The following is a 21,402-nucleotide window of genomic DNA, read 5'->3' on the forward strand; positions in this document are numbered from 1 at the left end:
ATTTATCCTCTGCCGGCCATGGCCAGGAATTCCTCCTCGCTGAGGACGGGAATGCCCGATTCCTGAGCCTTTTTGAGTTTGGAGCCGGCTGCAGCGCCTGCAACCACGTAATCGGTATTTTTCGTAAGGGAACTCAATGCCTGGCCGCCAAGGGATTCAACGATCTGTTTGGCCTCGATCCGTGTCATCCGGGTCAATGCCCCCGTGAAGACGAAATTTTTTCCCGTAAGGGGCGCGGAGAGAGGCGATTCGGAGGGGCTCTCCACTGGGGTCACCCCGGCGTCCTTGAGCTTTTCAAGCACCCGGCGGTTTGACTCGTTGCGGAAAAACTGAAAAATACTGCTGCCGACTTCAGATCCAATGTTCGGGATGGACAGAAGATCCTCTTCCGAGGCATCCATCAAGGCGTCAAGAGTCTGATAGTTCCGTGCCAGGATCTTCGAGAGATGCTCCCCGACATGGCGGATTCCCAGCGCATAAATGAGCTTGTCCAGGGGGGGGGATTTGGACCGCTCAATGGCGGCAAGGAGATTCGTTACGGACTTTTCCGCCATGCGCTCCAGGTTCAGCAAGCTGTCACGCTTAAGGAAATAGAGATCTGCGGGATCGCGGATGAGCCCCGAATCCACCAGGTTCAAAACAAGCTTTTCTCCAAGGCCTTCGATATCCATTCCACCACGGGAGGCGAAATGAATGATGTGTCCACGAATCTGGGCCGGGCAGGAAATGCCGATGCAGCGATGGGCGGCCTCGCCTTCGATTCTGACAACCTCTGACCCGCATTCCGGGCAGTGGGCTGGCATCTTGAAGAGTCTTTCCCTGCCGGTCCGTTTTTCCTTGACCACCACGACAACCTCGGGGATGACATCGCCCGCGCGCTGAACGAGAACCGTATCACCGATGCGGATATCTTTTTTGTCGATTTCATCCTGATTGTGAAGCGTCGCCCGGCTGACGGTGACGCCGCCGACCAGAACGGGGGCCATGAGGGCGACGGGGGTCAGGGCGCCGGTTCTTCCTACGTTGACGAGGATGTCTTCAATCCGGGTCGTTGCCTGTGTCGCGGCAAACTTGCAGGCCAGCGCCCAGCGCGGGCTGCGTGATACGGCTCCGAGGCGTTCCTGAAGGGCCAGGTCGTCCACCTTGATCACCATCCCGTCGATCTCGTAGGGAAGGTCCTTTCTCCGATCCTGAAGTTCCCGATAGAAATCGATGCAGCCTGAAATGCCGTCGACCCGCCGGATCAGGGGATTGACGGGAAACCCCCAATGGTTCAGGGCGCCAAGCACTTCGTGGTGATGGGTAAAGATTCGCCCTTTGACGAGCCCCACGGCGTAACAGAACATTTTCAGGGGCCTTTGGGCAGTTATTGAGGAGTCCAGTTGCCTCAGAGATCCGGCGGCGGCATTGCGCGGATTGGCGAAGGGGGCCTCATTCCCGGCAAGGCGGCGTTCGTTCAACATGCGAAACGATTCGGATTCAATGTAGATTTCTCCGCGGATCTCGATCTCTTCCGGCGCCGTGCTTTCAGGCGTCGACAGGATCCTCAGGGGGATGGAATGTATCGTGCGGATGTTCCGGGTGACATCCTCTCCGGTAGCTCCGTCACCGCGGGTGGCGCCGCTGGTGAGAAAGCCGTCGAGGTAGGTCAGATTGACGGCGACGCCGTCAATCTTCGGCTCAACGACAAAGGAGAGGCTTGCCGTGTTGCCGAGAAAGCGATTCAACCGCTCCTGAAATTGCAGAATTTCACCTTCTGAGAAGGCGTTGGCGAGGCTCAGCATGGGCGTCCGGTGCGCGGCAGGGGCAAACTTGCTCAGCGGGGCCGCTCCGATTCGCTGACTGGGAGAATCCCCCGTACGCCACTGAGGGAACTGATCTTCCAGGCGGATGAGCTCCCGGAGAAGAAGGTCATATTCTGCGTCCGAAATGACGGGATCATCCAGCTGGTAATAGCGGCGATTGTGGTATTCAATCCGGGCTTTCAGGTCTTCAATGTTCTTCCATGCGGTTTCAGCATCCATCACTTGATCCGGCGGAGCATCGGCCTGCCTTTCGAGGCAACCGGTTTTTCCTGTTCCTCGCTCTGGCGCTGCATAAGCAGAATCTGGTCGTTGAAGATCCGGTTCTTCACCCGGACGGCGTTGATAATAAAGAAAATGATGACGGATTTTTCCCATTCCTTTGACGTTTCAAAGTGCTCCATCCGGTATTTGTACTTTTCCCAGAGGCTGGAAAGGGAGGCCTCATCCAGGCTCAGAATTTTTTCCGCTATTTTATCCAGTGATGAATCCAGCATGATCAATCTCCAGGAAGCGTCTTTGTCCTTAATGTAAAACAGACGGAAACGGATTGTCAATTTTAAAGAGTCTCTACGTCTGTTTTCTTCAAGCCCTCAGAATCGGCCTTGATCGTTTCCCGGCATATAATGCTTGTATTTGGCTGACGTATATCGGATATAAGCCGGGTGCTGCTTTCACGAATCAAGGAGGGTTCGCCTGTGCGCATCGGCGTCATTTCGGATACCCATCTGCCGGCCTGCAATGAAACGTTGAGGAAGATCGTTGACCGATATTTCCTCGATGCGGACTTGATTGTCCATGCGGGGGATCTCGTGAATCTCGACGTTCTGGAGGCGTTTGGAAGCAAGCCCTTTCAGGCCGTATGCGGGAACATGGATCCGGCCTCCGTCAGAAGGATGCTGCCGGATCGTTTCATTCTTGAAATCCAGGGATTCCGTCTGGGAGTGATGCACGGATGGGGAAGCGCCGGGCATCTTGAAGAGAAAATCCTCGCGCTCCTGGGGCCAGTGGACTGCGTCATCTATGGCCATACGCATTATCCGGCCAATTGGAGAAGGAATGGTGTGCTCTTTTTCAATCCCGGTTCCGCCCTGGACAAACGCTTTGCCACGGACACCACCGTTGGAATTCTGGACGTGGGAGACACCATCACAGGGAAGATCCTTAAAATTGAAATTGAAAAAGAGCCATGAATACCGTAAGAGATAATGGAGGCTTCACGAGGGAAGAAGCATGAGCAGCCATCCTCATCAGGACGGGAAAGGACAAAAGGTTATGAAATCAATCTATGCCCCTTGGCGCATGGCCTATATAAAAAGCGGGAAAGCGGCGGGATGCGTGTTCTGCAGGGAATCGCTCCGTGATGAATCCTACGTTCTCCTGGATGGAAAAACGGCCTTTGTCATGATGAATGCCTATCCCTATACGAACGGTCATTTGATGATCATTCCCTTTCGCCACCTCAGCAGACTGGAAGACCTGGATCAGGAGGAGAGACTGGAGATTTTTTCTCTCCTGGATTTTTCCGTCCGGGTTTTAAAGGAGGCTCTGAACCCCGACGGCTTCAATATCGGAATCAACCTTGGAAGGGCGGCGGGGGCAGGGATCGATGATCATCTTCACATTCATGTTGTCCCGAGATGGAACGGCGATACAAATTTCATGAGCGTTGTGGGAGACATCCGCGTCATTCCAGATGATATCTTGAAAAGCTGCGAAGAACTCAAGGGATATTTCAGCAAATACCGGCAGGAGGAATGAAATGAAAATTATTTATACCGTTATTATCGTTGCCTTAATTCTCTTCGTGGTGACCTTTTCCCTGCAGAATACCCTTTCTGTGCACCTGGTATACTATGATGTGCTGGATGTTGTGCTGCCTGTTTACATGCTGATCTTTATCGTGTTCATCATAGGATTGGTCTTTGCCGGATTGATGGGCATTGTGGAACGCTATCGGCTGAATCGAACCATCAATCGCCTGAATCGCATGGTGAGGGATTTGAAGAGGGATGTGCGGGAGAATGAACCTCCCGTCGTTCTCGATGAGACAAAAACAACCGAATCGGAGCGGCCGGTCTGATCGCCCGATGATGACTTCCGCCGCCGGGACATCCCTGAAACGGCACTGAGGCACAACCGGTTGGGATGACGATTGAAGAGAACGCAACATTTCTGGCCGATATAAACCTCGGGCGCCTTTCCAAATGGCTGAGAATCCTCGGCTATGACGCAGTTCTGTATCGGGGAAGGGCGGATCACGCCTTTTTAAGGAAGGCAAAGGGAGAAAACCGGGTCATCTTGACGCGGAAAGGGGATCTGGCAAAGCGGGCGTTCCCGGGAATGCTCATCGTCATCGAAAACGATCGGGTGGAAAGGCAGGTGGAAGAGGTCTTCGAAAAACTTGGCCTGGAGCTCTCGCCGGACCGGTGCTTCAGCCGGTGCCTGAGATGTAATGTCCCGCTGAAAGAGGTCTCCAGGCAGGAGGTTCAGGATCGGGTGTCTCCTTATGTGTTCGAGCACCACGCCCGGTTCATGACCTGCCCGGCGTGCGGAGGGGTCTTCTGGCCGGGAACGCACAGCGAAAACATCCGGAATCGGATCAGGGCACTGCGCATTCCGTTTCGTCGCCTTTGATCTTTTCCATGGCATGCTTCAGGGCAGGAAGGACGACAGCCAGATTTTCCCGCACGCCCCTGGGGCTTCCGGGGAGATTGATAATCAAGGTCCGGCCTCGAATGCCGGCAACCGCCCGGGAGATCATGGCATGTGGGGTGATTTTCAGGCTTTCCTGCCGCATGGCTTCGGCCATTCCCGGGAGGGCCCTGTCAATCACTTCCAGCGTGGCGTCGGGCGTCAGATCCCGTGGGGTGACGCCCGTTCCGCCCGTTGTAACAATCAGATCCAATGCCTTCTCGTCGGAAAGATCCGTCAGGGTCTGGCGGATCCGATCCTTTTCATCGGGGATGATAACCTTTTCAGTGACCAGTATGGAAAGCTCCTGAAGCATTCGAATGACCTCTTTTCCGCTCAGATCTTCCCGCTCACCCCGGGAGCCCTTGTCGCTGACGGTCACAACCCCCGCTCGAAATTCCATCAGTTATCAGGCCTCTTCCTTTTTGGATTCCGCAATGATTTTTTCAGCCAGGTGGGCCGGCACCTCTTCATAGTGGGAATGCGAATAGGTGAATGTCCCGCGGCCGCTCGTCATGGAAGTAAGATCCGGCGCATACTTTAGGATTTCCGCAAGGGGAACCTGCGCCTTGACAATCTGGTGATGGCCTTTACTGTCCATACCCAGGACCTTTCCGCGGCGACTGTTCAGATCGCCAATGACGTCCCCCATGTATTCATCGGGAATCTCGATCTCGATGTTGACGATCGGTTCCAGCAGGATCGGCTGGCAGAGCATGACGCCCTTTTTAAAGGCCATGGAGCCGGCAATTTTAAAGGCCATTTCAGAGGAGTCCACGGTGTGGTAGGAACCGTCAACAAGAGAAACCTTGAGGTCGACGACGGGATAACCGGCAATGACGCCGTCCGCCATGGCCTCGACGATGCCCTTTTCCACCGCGGGCCGATACTGCTGGGGAATCACGCCGCCGACAATCTTGTCTGCGAATTCAAACCCGTTCCCACGAGGCATGGGTTCGATATCGATCCAGCAGTCACCGAACTGCCCCCGACCGCCGGACTGTTTCTTGTAGCGGCCCTGAATGTTTGTTTTGCTCTTGATAGTTTCCCGGTAAGGAACTTTGGGCTGCTTGAGCAGAACATCCACGCCGAATTTCCGCTTCATTTTTTCCACATTGACTTCAATGTGAACCTGTCCCATTCCCGAGAGGATCATCTCTTTGGTTTCCTCGTTGCGGCTGAAGGTGAGGGTTGGATCCTCTTCGCTGAGGCGAAGGATGGATGACACGATCTTCTCTTCGTCGCCCCTCGTCTTCGGCTCGATGGCAAAGGACATGACCGTGGGCGGGGGCTCTACCTTCTCGAAAGCAATAGGGAACTTCTCGGCGCAGAACGTGTCGCCGGTCACCGCTTCCTTGAGTTTGGCGACGGCGGCGATGTCTCCGGGAACGAGGAGTTCGGCAGGCTTCTGACTCTTGCCTTCCAGGTAGAAAACGTTTCCGAAGCGCTCGCTTGATTTGTGTGACGGGTTGTAGACGAGCGTATCGGATTTCAACGTTCCTGAATAGACGCGGAAGAGAGTCAGGCGGCCGGCATAGGGATCCGCAATGGTCTTGAAAACATAGGCTGAGAAAGGGGCGCTTTCATCGGGGAGACGCTCTTCCACCTCGTCGGTGCCCGGCTTAGTGCCGACAGCAGGGCCGCGGTCCAGGGGAGATGGGAGGTAACGGACAATCACGTCCATCAGGGGACCGATTCCGATGTGCTTCAACGCAGAGCCGCACATCGCCGGAACGATGGATCCGGAGATCACGCCGGCCCGCAAGCCCGCCTTCATGTCTTCCGCACTGATTTCCCCATCCTCCAGGTACTTTTCCATCAGGTTCTCGTCAGATTCGGCGATGTCCTCCATCATCGTTTCCCGCATGCCTTCCGCCTCATTTTTCATGTCCTCCGGGACATCGACGGTTTTATATCCGCCTTTGGGGTCATCAAAGACATAGGCCTTCATGGCAAGAAGATCGATCACGCCCTTGAAGGCGTCTTCGGAACCGATGGGAAGAAAAATCGGCGTAATTTTTTTAATCCTGGATTTAACGCTCTCCACGGCATTAAAAAAGTGAGCCCGTTCCCGATCCATTCGATTAATGAATACCACACGGGGAAGTTTATATCTGTCGGCATATTCCCAGACTTTCTCCGTCTGGAACTCAACGCCGCTCACGGCGTCGACCAGAATCACCGCTGCATCGGCGGCGCGAAGACAGCTTCTCGTATCATAGGCAAAATTTGAATCCCCGGGAGTGTCCACGATATTCACTTTGTGCTTGTCCCAGTCAACAAAATTGGTCGCAGAAGAAATCGAGATGTGCTTCCTCTGTTCTTCAGGCTCGTAGTCGAAAGAGGAAGTGCCTTCATCCACCCGGCCGGCTCTTTCATTTTTTCCGCTGACAAAGAGAAAGGATTCGCAGAGCGTGGTTTTTCCGGTGCCACCATGCCCTACGATTACGACATTTCTCAAATTTTTTGATTCGTATTTTGCCATGAAAACTCCTTTCCGTAGATATCCATTCCTGTCATGAAGACGCTCTATGATGCAGCGGCTGTTTAGCGTATTATTTCCTTTAAAGTCAAGTCAAATTTGGCTCTTACAAACAATCTGTCCTGGATTCCGCGGAGATATTCCCGGCAGGCTCCGGAACGTCACAATCTGATTGACAGCATCCCGGGAACCCGATATAAATTCTCATTCTGAAGAATCATCACGCTCTCAATAGATACCCTCCTGTTGCACACATCCGTCGCATATTCCAAATATCTAAGGGATGAAGGGCCAGCGCGCGGGCGGTTTGACCATCCGCACAGGCAGGGCAGCTGAACACTAAATGAGGAAGAACAAACATGGGTAACCAGAAGAAAAAGATCCGGAAGGTTCTCATCGCCAACAGGGGCGAGATCGCGCTGCGCATCCTGCGCACCGTGAAGGAGCTTTCCATGGATAGCGTCGTGATCTACGAGAAACAGGACAGTGAAGCTTATTACATCCGACTGGCGGACGATGCCATCATGATCGGTGATGGTCCCCGAAAGGATTATCTGGATATCGAAAAAATTCTCTGGGCGGCCCGGAAAAGCGGTTCCGATGCCATTCATCCAGGTTACGGATTTTTATCTGAAATTCCCGAATTTTCTGCGGAATGCGAACGGGCCGGAATTGTGTTCATTGGCCCGCCGCCGGATGTCATCCGGAGTCTTGGCAATAAAGTTATCGCCCGGGACATCATGCAGAAGGCCAATATTCCCTTTATACCGGGAACGAAGGATCTGTACCGCGGTGATGCCGGACTTCGCGAGGCCATTGCCTTCGGGCGAAAATACGGCTACCCCGTCATGCTGAAGGCTTCTTCAGGTGGAGGCGGCCGGGGCATACGAAAGGTGACGGGAGAGGCGGATCTTGAGGTTCAGCTTCCCCTGGCTCGGGCCGAGGCCCTTTCCGCCTTCGGCGATGAAAGCGTCTATGTTGAAAAATGCATCGAAGCGCCGCGGCATATCGAAATACAGATTCTGGCCGATCAATACGGCCATATTATCCACCTGGGATCCCGGGACTGTTCCATTCAGCGGCGCCATCAGAAACTCCTGGAAATTGCCCCTGCCGACCTGCCTGCGGAGGTCATGAACGCCATGTACCAGGCCGCCATTGAAGCGGCCCGTGTGGCGGGTTATGTAAATGCCGGAACCGTGGAATTTCTCGTGGATTCAAAGACCAATGAATTCTGGTTTATGGAGATGAACACCCGGCTCCAGGTGGAACATACCGTCACGGAGGAACTGACAGGGGTGGACATAGTCCGCGAACAGATCAGAATTGCCGAAGGGGAACACCTGAGGATCCCCATGGAAAGGATTCATCTGCTGGGCAAAGCCGTTCAGGTCCGGATCAATGCGGAAGATCCGAAAAACAATTTTCTCCCGGAAGGCGGCAAGCGCCTCGAAGTTTACCAGTCTCCCGGCGGGCCGGGAGTCCGCCTGGATGGTCTGGTTTACCAGGGTTATAAAATTCCCACGGAGTACGATTCGCTGATGGTGAAGATGACCATCCGGGGGTTTAACTGGGAGCAGACAATCCAGCGGTTGAAAAGGGCCCTTCAGGGATTTCTCATCGTTGGCCCGAAAAGTACGATCCCGTTCTATATGGCGATTTGTGACGAACCGGATTTCCTGGCGGGAACTTTCGATACCGGCTACCTCGAAACCCATCCAGAGATCTTCAATTATCCGGAAGGTGAGCGGGAGATTGCAAAACTATCCAGGTTGATCGCGGAGACGCACGCAAAGAAGATCAATCCGTATGCTTATTGAAAGAAGAAGCAACTTATGAAGATACCCGAAAAACTGCTTGAAGAGAGAATATCGCCGAGAGATCTGAAGGAAAGGGGGGTGTCCTTTGTCCTTGAGAAGATCCGGCGGACTGCCGGCTACTACCTAACCAACACCGAACGGGATCTTTCCCAGTCCGATTTCAAGAACCGGGTCATGCCCCACACCCAGCTTCTTGTGGCCAAGGAAAGAAACGACGCGGGCTATTTTTCCATCGAGATCACCGGAGGGGCTTCCATTCATGTGGATATGCTGCGCAAGCAGATGAATCCCCTGGAGAAACTGGAAGTGTTGAGCGCAAACATGCCCGATACGCTTTTTCAGACCCTTTGCCGGGGAATCAACCTTTTTGGCTACAGACCATACCCGGAGAATGTGATCCGCTTGACGGTTCGGTCCTTTGCGCGATATGTCCATGTATGGCGGGTTTTTGACTTCCTGAATTTCGTTCCGAACATGGTGCCCATCTTCGAAGAGGTCCAAAAGGCGGGATGCCTCCTGGAACCGGCCATCTGCTTTTCCACGGGTCCGGAGCATACCGATGACTTCTATGTGAAGAAGGTAGGCGAAATTCTTGAGGTGACCGGCCCGGAAATTTTGCTGGGAATCAAGAACCACGGGGGCCTGGGAACCCCGAGGCGCATCGGAAGGCTGGTAAAGGCCATATTGAATGCCCATCCGGAGCTTATTGTCCATTACCACGGCCACAACACCGATGGGGCGGATATCGGACGGATTGTGGAAGCCGTTCAGAACGGGGCGAAAATCGTGAATGCCGGAGATCACGCCTTCACCGGTTTTTACGGCCCGCCGCCACTCCTTTCCGTGATCGACATCCTGGATGACCTGGGATACCACGCAGCGGGGCTCGATCGTCAGGCTGTGATAGAGACTTCCAATAAACTCCGGCCTGAGAGGGAATACTATCGCGATTTTGAATCGCAGTTTCTCGGCTTTGACCCAACCGTCCAGACTCACAAACTTCCCGGCGGGGCCACAGGATCAAGCTTCGAACAGGCCCTGAAAGGCGGTTTTCTGCATCGCATGCCGGAAATTCTTCAGACGGAACTGCCGCGGGTGCACGTCGAACTGGGAAACTGGTGGAGCGTTACGCCCGGTTCGCAGATCCTCTGGACGACCGCGGCAAACAATGTCCTGAAAGGGAAGCGCTATAAGGACGCTACGGACGATCTGAAAAATCTCATGCTGGGGCGCTATGGAGAGTTTCCCTTCTATCGGCCCTCCGATGACATCTACGAGTCCGTTTTCGGGCCGGATTGGAAACGGATGGTGGATGAGGAATACGGAATTCAAAAAGTGGACGATATCGATCTGAGCGTTGAGAAAAAAGTGCTGGAGCATCGCCTGGGGCGCGAAGCTTCGGAGGATGAACTGGTCCTTTATCTGCAGCATCCCAACGATGCGGTGGATTTTTTCAAGTTTGAAGCAAAATTTGGAAAAACCTGGGTCCTGCCGCCCCGGATCTGGTTTAAAAAGGGCGGCTTCAACCTGGGAGAAAAGTTTGAAATCCTCGATGTCTTCGGAAAACTGCACATCATCGAAATCGGGACACAGCGGAAGACCAAAACGGGCGATGCCGTGACCTATATGCTCATCGATCACCATTCGCAACCCATTTTGACGGAAATGGAAATCGAGGGCACGGCGAAGGAAAGAAAATTGCAGTTGACTCCGAAGGAGATTGACGCCTTGGCCTTGTCCGGTGATATTCGTTCGCACATTACGGGGACTGTGAATGAAATTCCCGTCTCGGAAGGAGATGAAGTTTCCACGGGGCAAATTCTCGTCATCCTGGAGGCGATGAAGATGCTGAACAATGTCGTTTCCGACCTGAACGGCCAGGTGTCAGAAATCTTTGTCGGGCCGGGAGACAAGGTCGAGGTTGGCACTCCCCTGCTCATGATCAAGAAGGAATAAGGCGATCAAGAGAATCATCCTCCGTATAAACAGATGGGATATCGCCTGTCTTCAATTTCTGCTTGAAGGGTATGAAGGCGTCTGCTCCGTCTCTACGATAGATCCGCGGATTGCACTGCTTCAAATCTCGGCGATGCCGGGTTTTGAAGACACGGTCTCGGAGATCCTTTGCCGGCTGAAAACAGAAATTGAATTTCATGAGCCATTGCTTCCAGGGAACTGACAAAGCGCTCCTTTAAGAACGCAGAAAAAAGGCGATCTTTCTTTCGTTTTCCAGAGGCCCAACAATGTTCATGATGACTCATACCTGGATCCTTAAAGAGTTTCTCGGTTCGAATTTCCGAGAGTCTCTGGATCTCTACGTTTATAATGTCTGTCCGGATCTGCTGCCGATCCAAAAGGGCATTACCGCTGAATTTACCCATGGAATTCCACGGCGTTTTTTCTACCCCCCGCAACATCAGAAGGCCGCCTATGTGCTTTTTCATCTCCTGGTGGATGACATGGCCCACCATGGTCAGATTCATACCGATCCTGTCTGCGGCTTTAATCCAAACTCCCAGGGGTATGCCTACCGGCGCGGCCAATCGCTGATAGAGCCGATTCTGGAATTTCAGCAGAGGATGGGAATGGACGTCGATCGCAGGACGGCCGCTTATCGGGCCCACACCATCATTGAACTGACCTTTGATCTGCGGCTTGTACAGGAAGCGGGGGAGGTGAGGTTGTACGAATTGTTCAGTGAGGCGGTCGATCATACGGTAGACAAAAAAATGGATGAGCTCTGCGAGACCCTTGACTGGTTTTTTGGTGTGGAAGCGGCGGTGATTCGGCAGGCACTTGAGAAAGGATTGAGTTCAGGCACCTTGGAAAGAATCAAGAGCCTCAAGGATATTGAAGGCCGAATCGGCTTTTATATCGACCGGTTCGGCCTGGATCGCGATGACGATGCCGCTTGGGAAGGAACCAGGGCGCTTCTGCTTCAGGCGATGCGCCTGGTTGACGATTTTGACGCGTTTCTGAGTCCTACCCTTTGCGCGATAAAAAATTCAAGTATTCCCTGCTTTTTATAAGGCCTTCTTCACAAATCCGGAACGCAGGCAACGGGTACAGACCTTCACCCTCTTGACAGTGCCCGTCTTGCTGTCTATGCACCGGATCTTCTGAAGATTCGGGTACCATACTTTTTTCGTTTTATTGTTCGCGTGGCTGACATTGTTTCCAACGACGGGCCCTTTGCCACAAACGTCACAAATTCTAGACATGTCTCTTCTCCCTTCAAAAGAATGCGTTGGTTACTAAACCAGAACGGATCATTTTGCAAGCTTTATTTATGTCAAAGCGCATTACCATGTATACAATTTGCTTATCGAATATGGTATCATATTTCTAAGAGATACGTTAAATTTCCCAGGGTGGAGAAGAAAAATGAAGATGAAACTTGCCGTGTTGACGGGTGGTGGTGACTGTCCGGGTCTCAATGGTGCCGTTAAGTGGGTCACTAAAAGTGCCATGGACTCATGGTTGAGTTCAAAGCGCTCCATAAACTTTGAAGTAATAGGGGTTACAGAGGGATGGCGGGGTCTTGTTGATGTGAATCCGGAGGACCCGAAAAGCCTGGAAAAATACATAAGGCCCTTGGATGAGGAAACCGTGCGAACGTGGGACCGCTACGGCGGAACGAATCTCGGGACCTCGCGGACCAATCCTTTCAATCCGAAAAATGACCGGTCGGAAATCCTGCTTGACAACATCAAGAAACTCGGGGTCGATGTGGTGGTGGCCATCGGAGGGGAGGATACCCTGGGCGCGGCCTACCGCCTTCACAAACTGGGCGTTAAAACGGTCGGCATCCCCAAGACCATTGATAACGACCTGATGGGGACCGATTATTCGCTGGGATTCGATACGGCCGTCAACGTGATCATGGAAGAAATTGACCGGTTGCGGACAACGGCAGGTTCCCACAGCCGTATCTTCGTTGTGGAGACCATGGGACGTCATGCCGGATGGCTGGCTCTCCATGGGGGGGAATGCAGTGGCGCTTACATTATCCTCATTCCCGAATATCCCTTCAATCTGGATGAAGTCGCCCATCTGCTGCAGGAGAGGAAAGGCAGGGAGATCCGCTACGCCATTATCGTCGTGGCCGAGGGCGCCAAGGTGGCGGGCCGGGACGAATTCATCCAGAGTGGCAAGATGGACGAATTCGGGCATGTCGCTCTTGGAGGAATCGCCAAGTATGTTGCGGAGGAAATTGAAGCCAGAACAAGCTTTGAAACCCGCCATTTGACTCTGAGCCATTTGCAGCGGGGAGGAACACCATCAGCCCACGATCGTTTGATGGCGAGATGGTACGGCATTGCCGCCGTGGACATGATCATTAATGAAGATTTCGGACGGATGGCCAGCCTCCAGAGGGGAGAAATCACCAGCGCCCCCCTGAAGGAATGTATCGGTAAATTAAAACTTGTCGATATTGAAAAAAATTACGACAAAGATCGGTACAACGGAAGGCGTTCCATCATCGGCTGACGTCAGCATGGATCATCCATCATGGTGGTGGGCTGCCCCGTTGATTCAAGAACCCGCATCCAAAGATTTCCCTCCGGATCGATCTGTTTTCCGGAGGTGACAACCCTGATGGGCAGGTGGACATATTCATCTTTCATCAGGGCGACCAACATTCCGGTTTTGCCTGCCATGCCGGCATGAACGGCGTATTGTCCCAGGGCGGAGCAATAGATGCAGTCGCTTGCGTTTGCAGGGACACTGCGGATCATGTAACTGGGGTCTATGTACTTGAGGTTGATCTCAAGGCCGGTTTTTTTGAAATATTCTTCAATCCGGACTTTCAGGAAAAATCCGATATCCAGCAGGCGGACATTTCCGGAAGCATCGGTTTCCTGAACCATCTTGTCGTTGCGCATCAATTCCTGGCCTGCGCCTTCCGCAACAAGAATCACGCAGTGTTTCCTTGCTTTCAGCCGGGCTTCCAGAGACTTGAGCAGGCCATGTTCCCCTTCCAGGCAGAAGGGGACCTCCGGGACAAGGACAAAATTGACGTCGTTTTGTGCCAGTGCGGCGCCGACGGCAATTTGTCCGGACAGTCGGCCCATGATCTTCACGAGGCCGACTCCCATGGGTGCACCCCTGGCTTCGGTATGGGCGCAGGCGATCGCCTTTACGGATTCAGCGATTGCCGTGTCAAAACCGAACGTCTTTTGAACAAAATTCAGGTCATTGTCAATCGTCTTCGGGATTCCAACCACACTGATGCTCAATTGCCGCCTGGTGATCTCCTCCGTGATACGTTCGGCCGCCCTCATGGTTCCATCACCGCCGATGCAGAAAAGAATGGAGACATTCATCCGGACAAGGGCGTCCACCATTTCCCCGATGTTCTGCTGACCACGAGAGGAGGATAGAATGCTTCCTCCTTCACGATGAATGTTCTCTACGACTTCAGGGGTCAGCTCGGCAATCTCATGGCCAAAAGACGGGATGAGCCCCTGAAACCCGTACTTGATGCCGATAATATTGCGAACTCCATAGCGGTGATGCGATTCCATCACAATGGCTCGGATCACATCATTGATGCCGGGGCATAAGCCTCCGCAGGTGACAATGGCCGCTTTGGTCTTGGGGGGATCGAAGAATAGTTTTTCCCGAGGCCCTGCCAACTCCACTGAAGATGAGCACTCCCTTCTGCCCCTGGTCGTTTTTGCCTTTGCCGGGGCCTGATCATCCAGATAATTCTGAAGCAGAAGACGCTTATTGTCCGATGTATAGTAATTCACCAATACGGGAGTCTGGATGTTGCATCTGCCCAGGGTCTGTATGGTGTAATCCGTAACGGAATCCTTATTCATGGCCTTTTGTTTCCTCCTGCCAGTCGGGCGTTAATATGCACTCCTGTCTGACTTAAAAGCCGGAAAGGTTTGGGTTGTGAAGAGATGAATGCTCCTCACAGAGTCCTTCAGAAATGATCACTTTACGGTTTTTGAGATGGATTCTTTCTGAGGCGAAAAACTGGATGGCCTGGGGGTATATCCGGTGTTCCTCTTGTAATATCCGGGCAGAAAGAGTCTCTTCCGTATCGCTCTCTAGAACAGGAACCACGGCTTGGATGATGATGGGACCGGAGTCAACTCCGGAATCGACGATATGAACGGTGCAACCGGAAAATTTCACGCCGTAATCGACAGCCTGGCGCTGGGCATGCATCCCGCGAAACGACGGAAGCAGCGCGGGATGGATGTTCACAATCCTGCCGGGATAGGCGTCGAGTAGAACAGCGGTAATAATGCGCATGAAGCCGGCCATGACGACAAGTTCCACGCCGCTCTCGTTTAAGATATGAACGACTTCTTCATCAAAGGCTTCACGCTTCTGAAACTTCTCGTGAGGAATGACAAACGTCGGAAGGGAGTGGTTCCGGGCACGCGTCAAGGCGTAGGCGTCCGGAACGTTGCTGATCACGGCCTTGATGTCTGCATTCAGCCGGCCCCGGTCAATCGAATCGATGATGGCTTGAAGATTGGAACCGCTTCCCGAGACAAGAACTCCAATGGGCAGTTTTTTTTTCATAGGGAGCTAAAGCTAAACGGATTAGATAAAGGAAACGGAAGGTTGATCCGAGGCTGCTTTTTCAATTGAACCGATCATATAGGCCTTTTCTCCCAGGATATTCAGGCGTTCCAGAATATCGGCGGCCTCCTTTTCGGAAACAACAAGCATCATGCCGATACCCATGTTAAAGACACGGAACATTTCATCCAGGTCGACATGGCCGATTTCCTGAATCCTGCGGAAAATCTCCGGGACCGGCCAGCTGTCTCTCTTGATTACCGTGCAGCACTGGCGGGGAACAATCCTGGGTATGTTGTCAAAAAAACCGCCGCCTGTGATGTGAACAATTCCCCTAATGCTGAAATTCTTGAGTAAATTTAAGACGGGTTTGACATAGATTCGAGTGGGTCGAAGGAGTTCTTCTCCAAGAGATTGCTCCAATCCGTCCAGCTGGTCCTGAACCGTCAGCCCGGCTTTTTCAAATAACACGTTGCGAACCAGGGAATAGCCGTTGCTGTGAATCCCGTTTGAGGCGATCCCGATGACCGTATCGCCGACACTGATGTCCGATCCGTCGATAATCCTGCCATTTTCCACAACGCCAACGCAGAAGCCCGCCAGATCGTATTCGTTCTCACCGTATATTCCCGGCATTTCGGCTGTTTCGCCGCCGATCAGGGAGCAGCCGGCTTCCTGGCAGCCTGCCACGACCCCTTCAATCAGTTTCACATTGCGTTCGACATCCATCCGGCCAATGGCGATGTAATCCAGGAAAAAAAGAGGTTCGGCACCCTGAACAACAATGTCGTTGACCGACATGGCGACGAGGTCGATGCCCACCGTATCGTGCTTGTCCATCATCTGGGCGATTTTGATCTTTGTCCCGACGCCATCGGTCGAGGCAACCAGCACGGGATCCTTGATTTTTTTCAGATCCAGATGAAAAAGTCCGCCAAATCCTCCAATACTGTTCATGACCTCTTTTCTTGAGGTCTGTTTAATGAGGGGAAGAATCTTCGTTATAAAGAGGTTGGCTTGATCGATGTCAACACCCGCATCTTTATATGATGCCTTTTCGTCCATAGAGGCTCCCTGACCGGAATGTAATGATCTTGTAAACAGCCGTCGTAATCTTCATCCTTTATTTTACATCGTTCCAAAAGTCAAATCTTTCCTTGCGCTAATCCTGAATATTTGTTAGCAATACGTTTCTCCGGATTTACAATTATATCGCAGAATCAACGTGTTTTATCGGTGAAAACGTATTGGTTCGAAGGGTTCCTTTTCGATGAGGCTTGACATCCTGCCGCCTGGAATCCTCGAAGTAGAAGGAGACTTTTGTAGATGAGACATATTCACTTGGGGCTGATCGGCTTCGGGAATATTGGAACCGGTGTTGTGAAGCTGTTGAGAGACAATGCCGATATCCTGGAAAAACGCCTGGGAACAAAGCTTGTTCTGAAAAAAATCGTGGATATCGATATCGCATCGCCGCGTCTGACTGCCGTGGAACCGCAGCTTCTGTCAACAGACGCCGACGCGATCCTCAATGATCCAGAGATCGATATTGTCATTGAGCTTGTGGGGGGCTATCAACCGGCTCTGAAATTCATCTCGGACGCGCTGAACAACGGGAAGCACGTGGTTACGGCCAACAAGGCGCTGCTGGCGACCTATGGGAACGACCTCTTTCAACTGGCGGCGAAAAAGCAGCGGAACATCTGCTTTGAGGCCAGTGTCGGGGGGACAATACCGATTATCAAAACGATCCGGGAAGGTCTGGTGGCCAACCGGATCAGGTCTGTGCTAGGCATCATGAACGGCACGTCCAATTACATCCTGACGAAAATGACCACAGATCGGGAGGATTTTGAAACCGTTCTGAAAGAGGCGCAGGAACTGGGTTTTGCTGAAGCGGATCCGACCTTTGATGTCGAGGGAGTGGACGCGGCGCATAAACTGGCGCTGGTTCTGACGCTGGCCTATGGCAGGAGAGTTCCCCTTGACGATCTCTACCGGGAGGGAATTTCAGGCATCAGTCAGCAGGATGTCGAATTCGCCGGGGAGCTGGGGTATCACATCAAGCTGCTGGCTATTGCAAGGCAGCACGATGAGCTTATTGAGGCGCGGATTCATCCGACGATGGTTCCCTTTCATCACCTCCTGGCCAATGTCAATGGAAATTACAACGCCTTTCACATCATCGGCGATGCTTCGGACTCCGTCTTTCTCTACGGCCAGGGGGCGGGCATGATGCCGACGGCCAGCGCCGTCATCAGCGATGTGATCGACATTTCCCGTGATATCCTGAAGGGCGTTTCGTGGCGCGTACCGGCAAGATCCTTTCAGGAAGAGACCATTGAGGATATCAACCTGATGCCCGTTGAGAATATCATGACCCATTATTATTTCCGTTTTTCGGCATTGGATCGACCTGGGGTTCTCTCGCGGATAGCCGGCATTCTTGCCGAGGAAAACATCAGCATCGCCACGGTCATCCAAAAAGGGAGAAAAAAAGGGCAGGCTGTACCCATTGTCATGACAACGCACAAATCCACTGAACAGAATGTCCGCAGGGCACTCGAACAGATTGACCGTCTGGATATTGTTCAGGGACAAACCGTATTGATCCGGATCGAGGACGACAGGCTGCCATGAAATACGTCATTATTTTAGGGGATGGAATGGCGGATTATCCCATAGCTGAACTGGACGGCAGAACGCCCCTGGACGCCGCCGTCACCCCTTTTATGGATCGAATGGCTTCAGAGGGGACCCTGGGGCTGGTCGATACGATTCCGCAAGGCCTGTTGCCGGGAAGCGATGTGGCCAATCTCTCCGTTCTGGGCTATGATCCGGAAAAGACCTATTCAGGAAGGGGGCCTCTGGAGGCCGCGAGCATGGGGCTGGTTCTGGGTCCCGATGATGTAGCCTTCCGCTGCAATCTTGTGACTCTCGGACCGGGGGAAGACCCGGTCATGGTGGATTTTACCTCGGGGCATATCAGTTCGGCAGAGTCAAAGGAAATTCTCGCCGATCTTAATCGCGAACTGGGCAGTGAGAACATACGGTTCTTCCCCGGTGTGGGTTACAGGAATTTGATGATCTGGCGGTCAGGCAGGAATGCCGTCAAGCTGACCCCACCTCACGATATTACCGGCAGATCGGTTCAAGGCTATCTTCCGGAGGGCGAAGCAGCCGGGAAGATCCTCGAACTGATGCAGCGTTCCCGGCAGGTTCTGAAAAGCCATCCTGTAAATCGGAGGCGCGTGGAGTCCGGCTTGAAACCGGCAAATTCCATCTGGCTGTGGGGGCAGGGAAGGGCGCCGAACATTGTTCCGCTCACGGACCAGTATTCAATAAAGGGCGGCATGATCTCCGCCGTTGACCTGCTCAATGGAATCGGCATCTACGCCGGCCTTGAAATCATTCCTGTTGAAGGCGCCACTGGCTACACAGATACCAATTACCTCGGGAAGGCCAGCAAGGCCCTGGCCGCATTAAAGGAACTGGATTTCGTATTTATCCACGTCGAAGCGCCGGATGAAATGGGGCACGAAGGCTCTGTTGCAGGAAAGATTCGTGCGATCGAGGATATCGACGAAAAGGTCCTGGGCACGATCCTCCAGGGGATCCGGGATTTTCATGATTACCGGGTCATGATCCTCAGTGATCATCCTACGCCGATAAGCCTTCGAACCCACGCAGCGGATCCAAGCCCCTTTGCCGTTTTCTCGTCGAAAAAAGAAGAAAATCTTTGCCAGGGTCTGTCTTTCTGCGAATCTTCGGCCCAAAAAAGCGGCTTGCTGATCTCGCCTGGGTATCACTTGATGGAATTGTTCATGAGGAGCTGGGGGGCTTTCGTTGAAAAAAAACATAGCTAAAGTTCGTGTCATGTACGCGGATACGGACGCTATGGGGATCGTTTATCACACGAACTATATCAAATGGTTTGAGATCGGCCGGTCTGAATTCCTTCGAGAAATCGGTGTCCTGTATTCTCGAATGGAAGAGGAGGGATTCAACCTCCCGCTGACCGAAGTGTACTGCCAATATCTTCTGCCCGCCGTTTATGACCAGATCCTCCGCATTGAAACGGAAATCGCCTATGTCAACAGGGCAAGTTTAAGATTTAATTATCGTATTCTCGATGAGCAGGGAGAGAAGGCCTTCGTTGAAGGCTACACGATCCACGCCTGCACGACACGGGAAAAGAAGATCGTTCGACTCCCGAAGCATATTCTAGAAATACTGAGGGTTCATGCGCCGCCCGAAGAAGGAGCCAGGAGAAATTCATGAGTAAAAAAGACGTGGAAGAGCTGAAGAAACCGGATCAGTTTCAAGTATTTTTCAATAAGCTTCTTGACTATTATGCACTGAACAGGAAAAAAGTTCTGTTGATGGCCGGTGCGGTCATGGGGCTCCTGGCTGTTGTTGTTGCGTGGGGCACCTATCGACATTATTATCAGAAGCATGCTTGGGAGCAGTATGTCAAAATTGAAGGAACAGCCGTTAAGGAATCCTCATCCAACCCGGCGAATGAACTGATCAAAAACTACAAACGTGTCATTTCGAATTACCCCGACAGCCAGGCTGCCAATCTCAGCTATTATCGGCTGGGAAATCTCTATTTCGATCAGAACGATCTCGACGCGTCGATTTCTTCCTACGAGACCTTTCTGGCGAACGCTTCAGATCAAAATGAACTGAAAGTGCTTGCCTACAGCGGGCTCTCTTACTGCCATGAGGCGAAGAAAGATTTTCAAAAAGCCCTGCAGGCCTTGCAGCAGGCAGAAAAAATCGAAGCTGTGAGAAGCCTGGAAACTTTTGTTTATCGGGATATGGGAAGAATCTACGAAAAGATGGGCAATTCAAAAGAAGCCCTGAAAAGTTATCAAAAAGCCCTGGAGCAGTCGGCGGATCCGACATTTACGATGTTCATCAAGCGGAAAATAGCGCTTCTTTCTTAAGTGCCTTATCATAGGGACTCTTTTTTATCTGCAACCTTGACAATGGCAATCTCGTTTCTATTTTTAGGGTAATGACAGTATTTAACCCTGATTCAAAAGAAATACGTTAGCAGGATGATTACGATTCGGGCCTATGGCGGAAGACTATTATAAAATTCTGGGATTGGAAAAAACTGCAAGCAGTGATGAGATCAAAAAAGCTTACCGAAAGCTCGCCTTGAAATATCATCCGGACAAAAATCCGAACAACAAGGAAGCTGAAGAGCAGTTCAAAAAAATAAGCGAGGCTTACGCCGTTCTGAGCGATGCGGAAAAGCGCAAACAGTACGACAGCTTCGGCTCCGATACCTTCAGCCAGCGGTATTCGCAGGAAGACATCTTCAGAAATGTGGACCTGAATTCGATTCTCCGTGAATTTGGATTTGGAGGTATGGGGGGCCGTTCGGCTGGTGCCCGTACCTATCGAACGACTGCCGGAAGAAGAACCGGGCCCTATGCCACGCAGGGAGGATATGACCCCTTTGCCGAACTCTTCGGAGGATCATCGCAATACGCGAAGATCCCTCAAAAGGGTCAGGATCTTCAGTACAATCTTTCTATCAGCCTTGAAGAGTCGGTCTTTGGCACCGAAAAGAAAATTGCTCTGCAAAAAGCCGATAAAATCGATGAAATCAATATAAAAATTCCCAAAGGAATCAGCACGGGAAAGAAACTCCGAGTGACTGGAAAGGGAAATCCAGGAATCGACGGCGGGCCTCCGGGCGACCTGTATTTGAACATCACCGTATTGCCGCATCCTCTCTTTGCGCGGGAGGGAAACGATATCTATATCGAAAAAACGATCAATTACACTCAGGCGGTTCTGGGAACCACCATTGAAGTCGCCACGATCGACGGTTCTACCAAGCGGATCAAGGTTCCCCCGGGAACTCAAAACAACACGCGAATTCGAATGAAGGGTTATGGCGTTCCCGGCCTCAAGGGAGGTACAAAGGGAGATCAGTACGTCAAGATTTCGGTGAGTATTCCCAAGAAACTTTCAGAGGCTCAGGCGAACTTAATTCGGTCCCTTGCAGAAGAAGGCCTGTAGAAATCTGATTCTGTAC

22 protein-coding genes are annotated in these 21,402 nt (G+C 52.3%); 14 read left to right on the forward strand and 8 right to left on the reverse strand.

Annotation, left to right across the window (positions count from 1 at the left end; all coding sequences use genetic code 11):
* Positions 1–2 precede the first annotated feature (2 nt).
* Together ligA and AB3175_RS01465 are read right to left on the reverse strand one after the other, a co-directional pair.
* Positions 3–2,024 (reverse strand): NAD-dependent DNA ligase LigA, encoded by a 2,022-nt coding sequence (gene ligA, locus AB3175_RS01460; protein ID WP_367359157.1) that lies wholly within the window; start codon positions 2,022–2,024, stop codon positions 3–5.
* Complete coding sequence (locus AB3175_RS01465; RefSeq protein ID WP_367359158.1) at positions 2,024–2,299, reverse strand: hypothetical protein; 276 nt, start codon at positions 2,297–2,299, stop codon at positions 2,024–2,026. Before AB3175_RS01465 ends, ligA begins: the two co-directional genes overlap by 1 nt.
* A gap of 168 nt (positions 2,300–2,467) precedes the next feature.
* Between AB3175_RS01465 and AB3175_RS01470 the strand changes: the two genes are divergently transcribed.
* The 4 genes from AB3175_RS01470 to AB3175_RS01485 all read left to right on the forward strand — a co-directional run bounded on the left by AB3175_RS01470 (position 2,468) and on the right by AB3175_RS01485 (position 4,439).
* Complete coding sequence (locus tag AB3175_RS01470; protein WP_367359159.1) at positions 2,468–2,995, forward strand: metallophosphoesterase; 528 nt, start codon at positions 2,468–2,470, stop codon at positions 2,993–2,995.
* 82 nt (positions 2,996–3,077) lie between these two features.
* The gene (locus AB3175_RS01475) at positions 3,078–3,563 is read left to right on the forward strand and encodes an HIT domain-containing protein (protein ID WP_367359160.1); all 486 of its coding nucleotides are present in this window, start codon (positions 3,078–3,080) and stop codon (positions 3,561–3,563) included.
* Position 3,564: 1 nt separating this feature from the next.
* A complete protein-coding gene (locus AB3175_RS01480) occupies positions 3,565–3,885 on the forward strand; it encodes a lipopolysaccharide assembly LapA domain-containing protein (RefSeq protein WP_367359161.1) in 321 nt (106 codons plus the stop codon).
* A gap of 65 nt (positions 3,886–3,950) precedes the next feature.
* Entirely contained in the window at positions 3,951–4,439 is a 489-nt protein-coding gene (locus AB3175_RS01485; RefSeq protein WP_367359162.1) for a Mut7-C RNAse domain-containing protein, read from the forward strand.
* On the opposite strand, the gene mog is transcribed toward AB3175_RS01485, so the two are convergent.
* Both mog and fusA read right to left on the reverse strand, forming a co-directional pair.
* Positions 4,405–4,899, reverse strand: coding sequence for a molybdopterin adenylyltransferase (mog, locus tag AB3175_RS01490; RefSeq protein WP_367359163.1), 495 nt, complete (start codon positions 4,897–4,899; stop codon positions 4,405–4,407). The genes AB3175_RS01485 and mog overlap by 35 nt on opposite strands.
* Before the next feature lie 6 nt (positions 4,900–4,905).
* Positions 4,906–6,981, reverse strand: a complete 2,076-nt coding sequence (gene fusA / locus AB3175_RS01495; RefSeq protein WP_367359164.1) for an elongation factor G — start codon at positions 6,979–6,981, stop codon at positions 4,906–4,908.
* 356 nt (positions 6,982–7,337) lie between these two features.
* On the opposite strand from fusA, the gene AB3175_RS01500 reads away from it, so the two are divergent.
* The 4 genes from AB3175_RS01500 (at position 7,338) to AB3175_RS01515 (ending at position 11,827) form a co-directional block, all read left to right on the forward strand.
* Entirely contained in the window at positions 7,338–8,798 is a 1,461-nt protein-coding gene (locus AB3175_RS01500; RefSeq protein ID WP_367359165.1) for an acetyl/propionyl/methylcrotonyl-CoA carboxylase subunit alpha, read from the forward strand.
* A gap of 15 nt (positions 8,799–8,813) precedes the next feature.
* The gene (locus AB3175_RS01505; protein WP_367359166.1) at positions 8,814–10,754 is read left to right on the forward strand and encodes a biotin/lipoyl-containing protein; all 1,941 of its coding nucleotides are present in this window, start codon (positions 8,814–8,816) and stop codon (positions 10,752–10,754) included.
* Positions 10,755–10,779: 25 nt separating this feature from the next.
* Positions 10,780–10,977 (forward strand): DUF4911 domain-containing protein, encoded by a 198-nt coding sequence (locus AB3175_RS01510; RefSeq protein ID WP_367359451.1) that lies wholly within the window; start codon positions 10,780–10,782, stop codon positions 10,975–10,977.
* Positions 10,978–11,047: 70 nt separating this feature from the next.
* Positions 11,048–11,827, forward strand: a complete 780-nt coding sequence (locus tag AB3175_RS01515; RefSeq protein ID WP_367359167.1) for a hypothetical protein — start codon at positions 11,048–11,050, stop codon at positions 11,825–11,827.
* On the opposite strand, the gene rpmB is transcribed toward AB3175_RS01515, so the two are convergent.
* Positions 11,822–12,019: a 50S ribosomal protein L28 gene (gene rpmB, locus AB3175_RS01520; protein WP_367359168.1), complete on the reverse strand. Its 198-nt coding sequence runs from the start codon at positions 12,017–12,019 to the stop codon at positions 11,822–11,824. The genes AB3175_RS01515 and rpmB overlap by 6 nt on opposite strands.
* Positions 12,020–12,182: 163 nt before the next feature.
* On the opposite strand from rpmB, the gene AB3175_RS01525 reads away from it, so the two are divergent.
* Positions 12,183–13,289, forward strand: coding sequence for a 6-phosphofructokinase (locus tag AB3175_RS01525; protein ID WP_367359169.1), 1,107 nt, complete (start codon positions 12,183–12,185; stop codon positions 13,287–13,289).
* 2 nt (positions 13,290–13,291) lie between these two features.
* Here AB3175_RS01525 and AB3175_RS01530 read toward each other — a convergent pair whose 3' ends face one another.
* The 3 genes from AB3175_RS01530 to purM are packed head-to-tail and all read right to left on the reverse strand — an operon-like array spanning position 13,292 to position 16,409.
* Entirely contained in the window at positions 13,292–14,626 is a 1,335-nt protein-coding gene (locus tag AB3175_RS01530; protein ID WP_367359170.1) for an ATP-dependent 6-phosphofructokinase, read from the reverse strand.
* A 52-nt stretch (positions 14,627–14,678) separates the two neighbouring features.
* Positions 14,679–15,344 carry a phosphoribosylglycinamide formyltransferase gene (gene purN / locus AB3175_RS01535; protein ID WP_367359171.1) on the reverse strand — a complete coding sequence of 222 codons (666 nt, stop codon included), beginning with the start codon at positions 15,342–15,344 and terminating at the stop codon, positions 14,679–14,681.
* Between the two features lie 21 nt (positions 15,345–15,365).
* Complete coding sequence (gene purM, locus AB3175_RS01540; RefSeq protein WP_367359172.1) at positions 15,366–16,409, reverse strand: phosphoribosylformylglycinamidine cyclo-ligase; 1,044 nt, start codon at positions 16,407–16,409, stop codon at positions 15,366–15,368.
* 261 nt (positions 16,410–16,670) lie between these two features.
* Between purM and AB3175_RS01545 the strand changes: the two genes are divergently transcribed.
* From AB3175_RS01545 to AB3175_RS01565, 5 genes are all read left to right on the forward strand, one after another.
* The gene (locus AB3175_RS01545) at positions 16,671–17,984 is read left to right on the forward strand and encodes a homoserine dehydrogenase (RefSeq protein WP_367359173.1); all 1,314 of its coding nucleotides are present in this window, start codon (positions 16,671–16,673) and stop codon (positions 17,982–17,984) included.
* Positions 17,981–19,210, forward strand: a complete 1,230-nt coding sequence (locus AB3175_RS01550) for a cofactor-independent phosphoglycerate mutase (protein ID WP_367359174.1) — start codon at positions 17,981–17,983, stop codon at positions 19,208–19,210. The genes AB3175_RS01545 and AB3175_RS01550 overlap by 4 nt, the downstream gene beginning before the upstream one ends.
* Complete coding sequence (locus tag AB3175_RS01555; protein ID WP_367359175.1) at positions 19,191–19,625, forward strand: acyl-CoA thioesterase; 435 nt, start codon at positions 19,191–19,193, stop codon at positions 19,623–19,625. The genes AB3175_RS01550 and AB3175_RS01555 overlap by 20 nt, the downstream gene beginning before the upstream one ends.
* Positions 19,622–20,296: a YfgM family protein gene (locus AB3175_RS01560; protein ID WP_367359176.1), complete on the forward strand. Its 675-nt coding sequence runs from the start codon at positions 19,622–19,624 to the stop codon at positions 20,294–20,296. Before AB3175_RS01555 ends, AB3175_RS01560 begins: the two co-directional genes overlap by 4 nt.
* A gap of 133 nt (positions 20,297–20,429) precedes the next feature.
* Positions 20,430–21,386 carry a DnaJ C-terminal domain-containing protein gene (locus AB3175_RS01565; RefSeq protein ID WP_367359177.1) on the forward strand — a complete coding sequence of 319 codons (957 nt, stop codon included), beginning with the start codon at positions 20,430–20,432 and terminating at the stop codon, positions 21,384–21,386.
* Positions 21,387–21,402: the final 16 nt, after the last annotated feature.

Origin of the sequence: Syntrophus sp. (in: bacteria) (assembly GCF_040768185.1) — a bacterium.
GTDB classification, from domain to species: Bacteria; Desulfobacterota; Syntrophia; order Syntrophales; family Syntrophaceae; genus Syntrophus; species Syntrophus buswellii.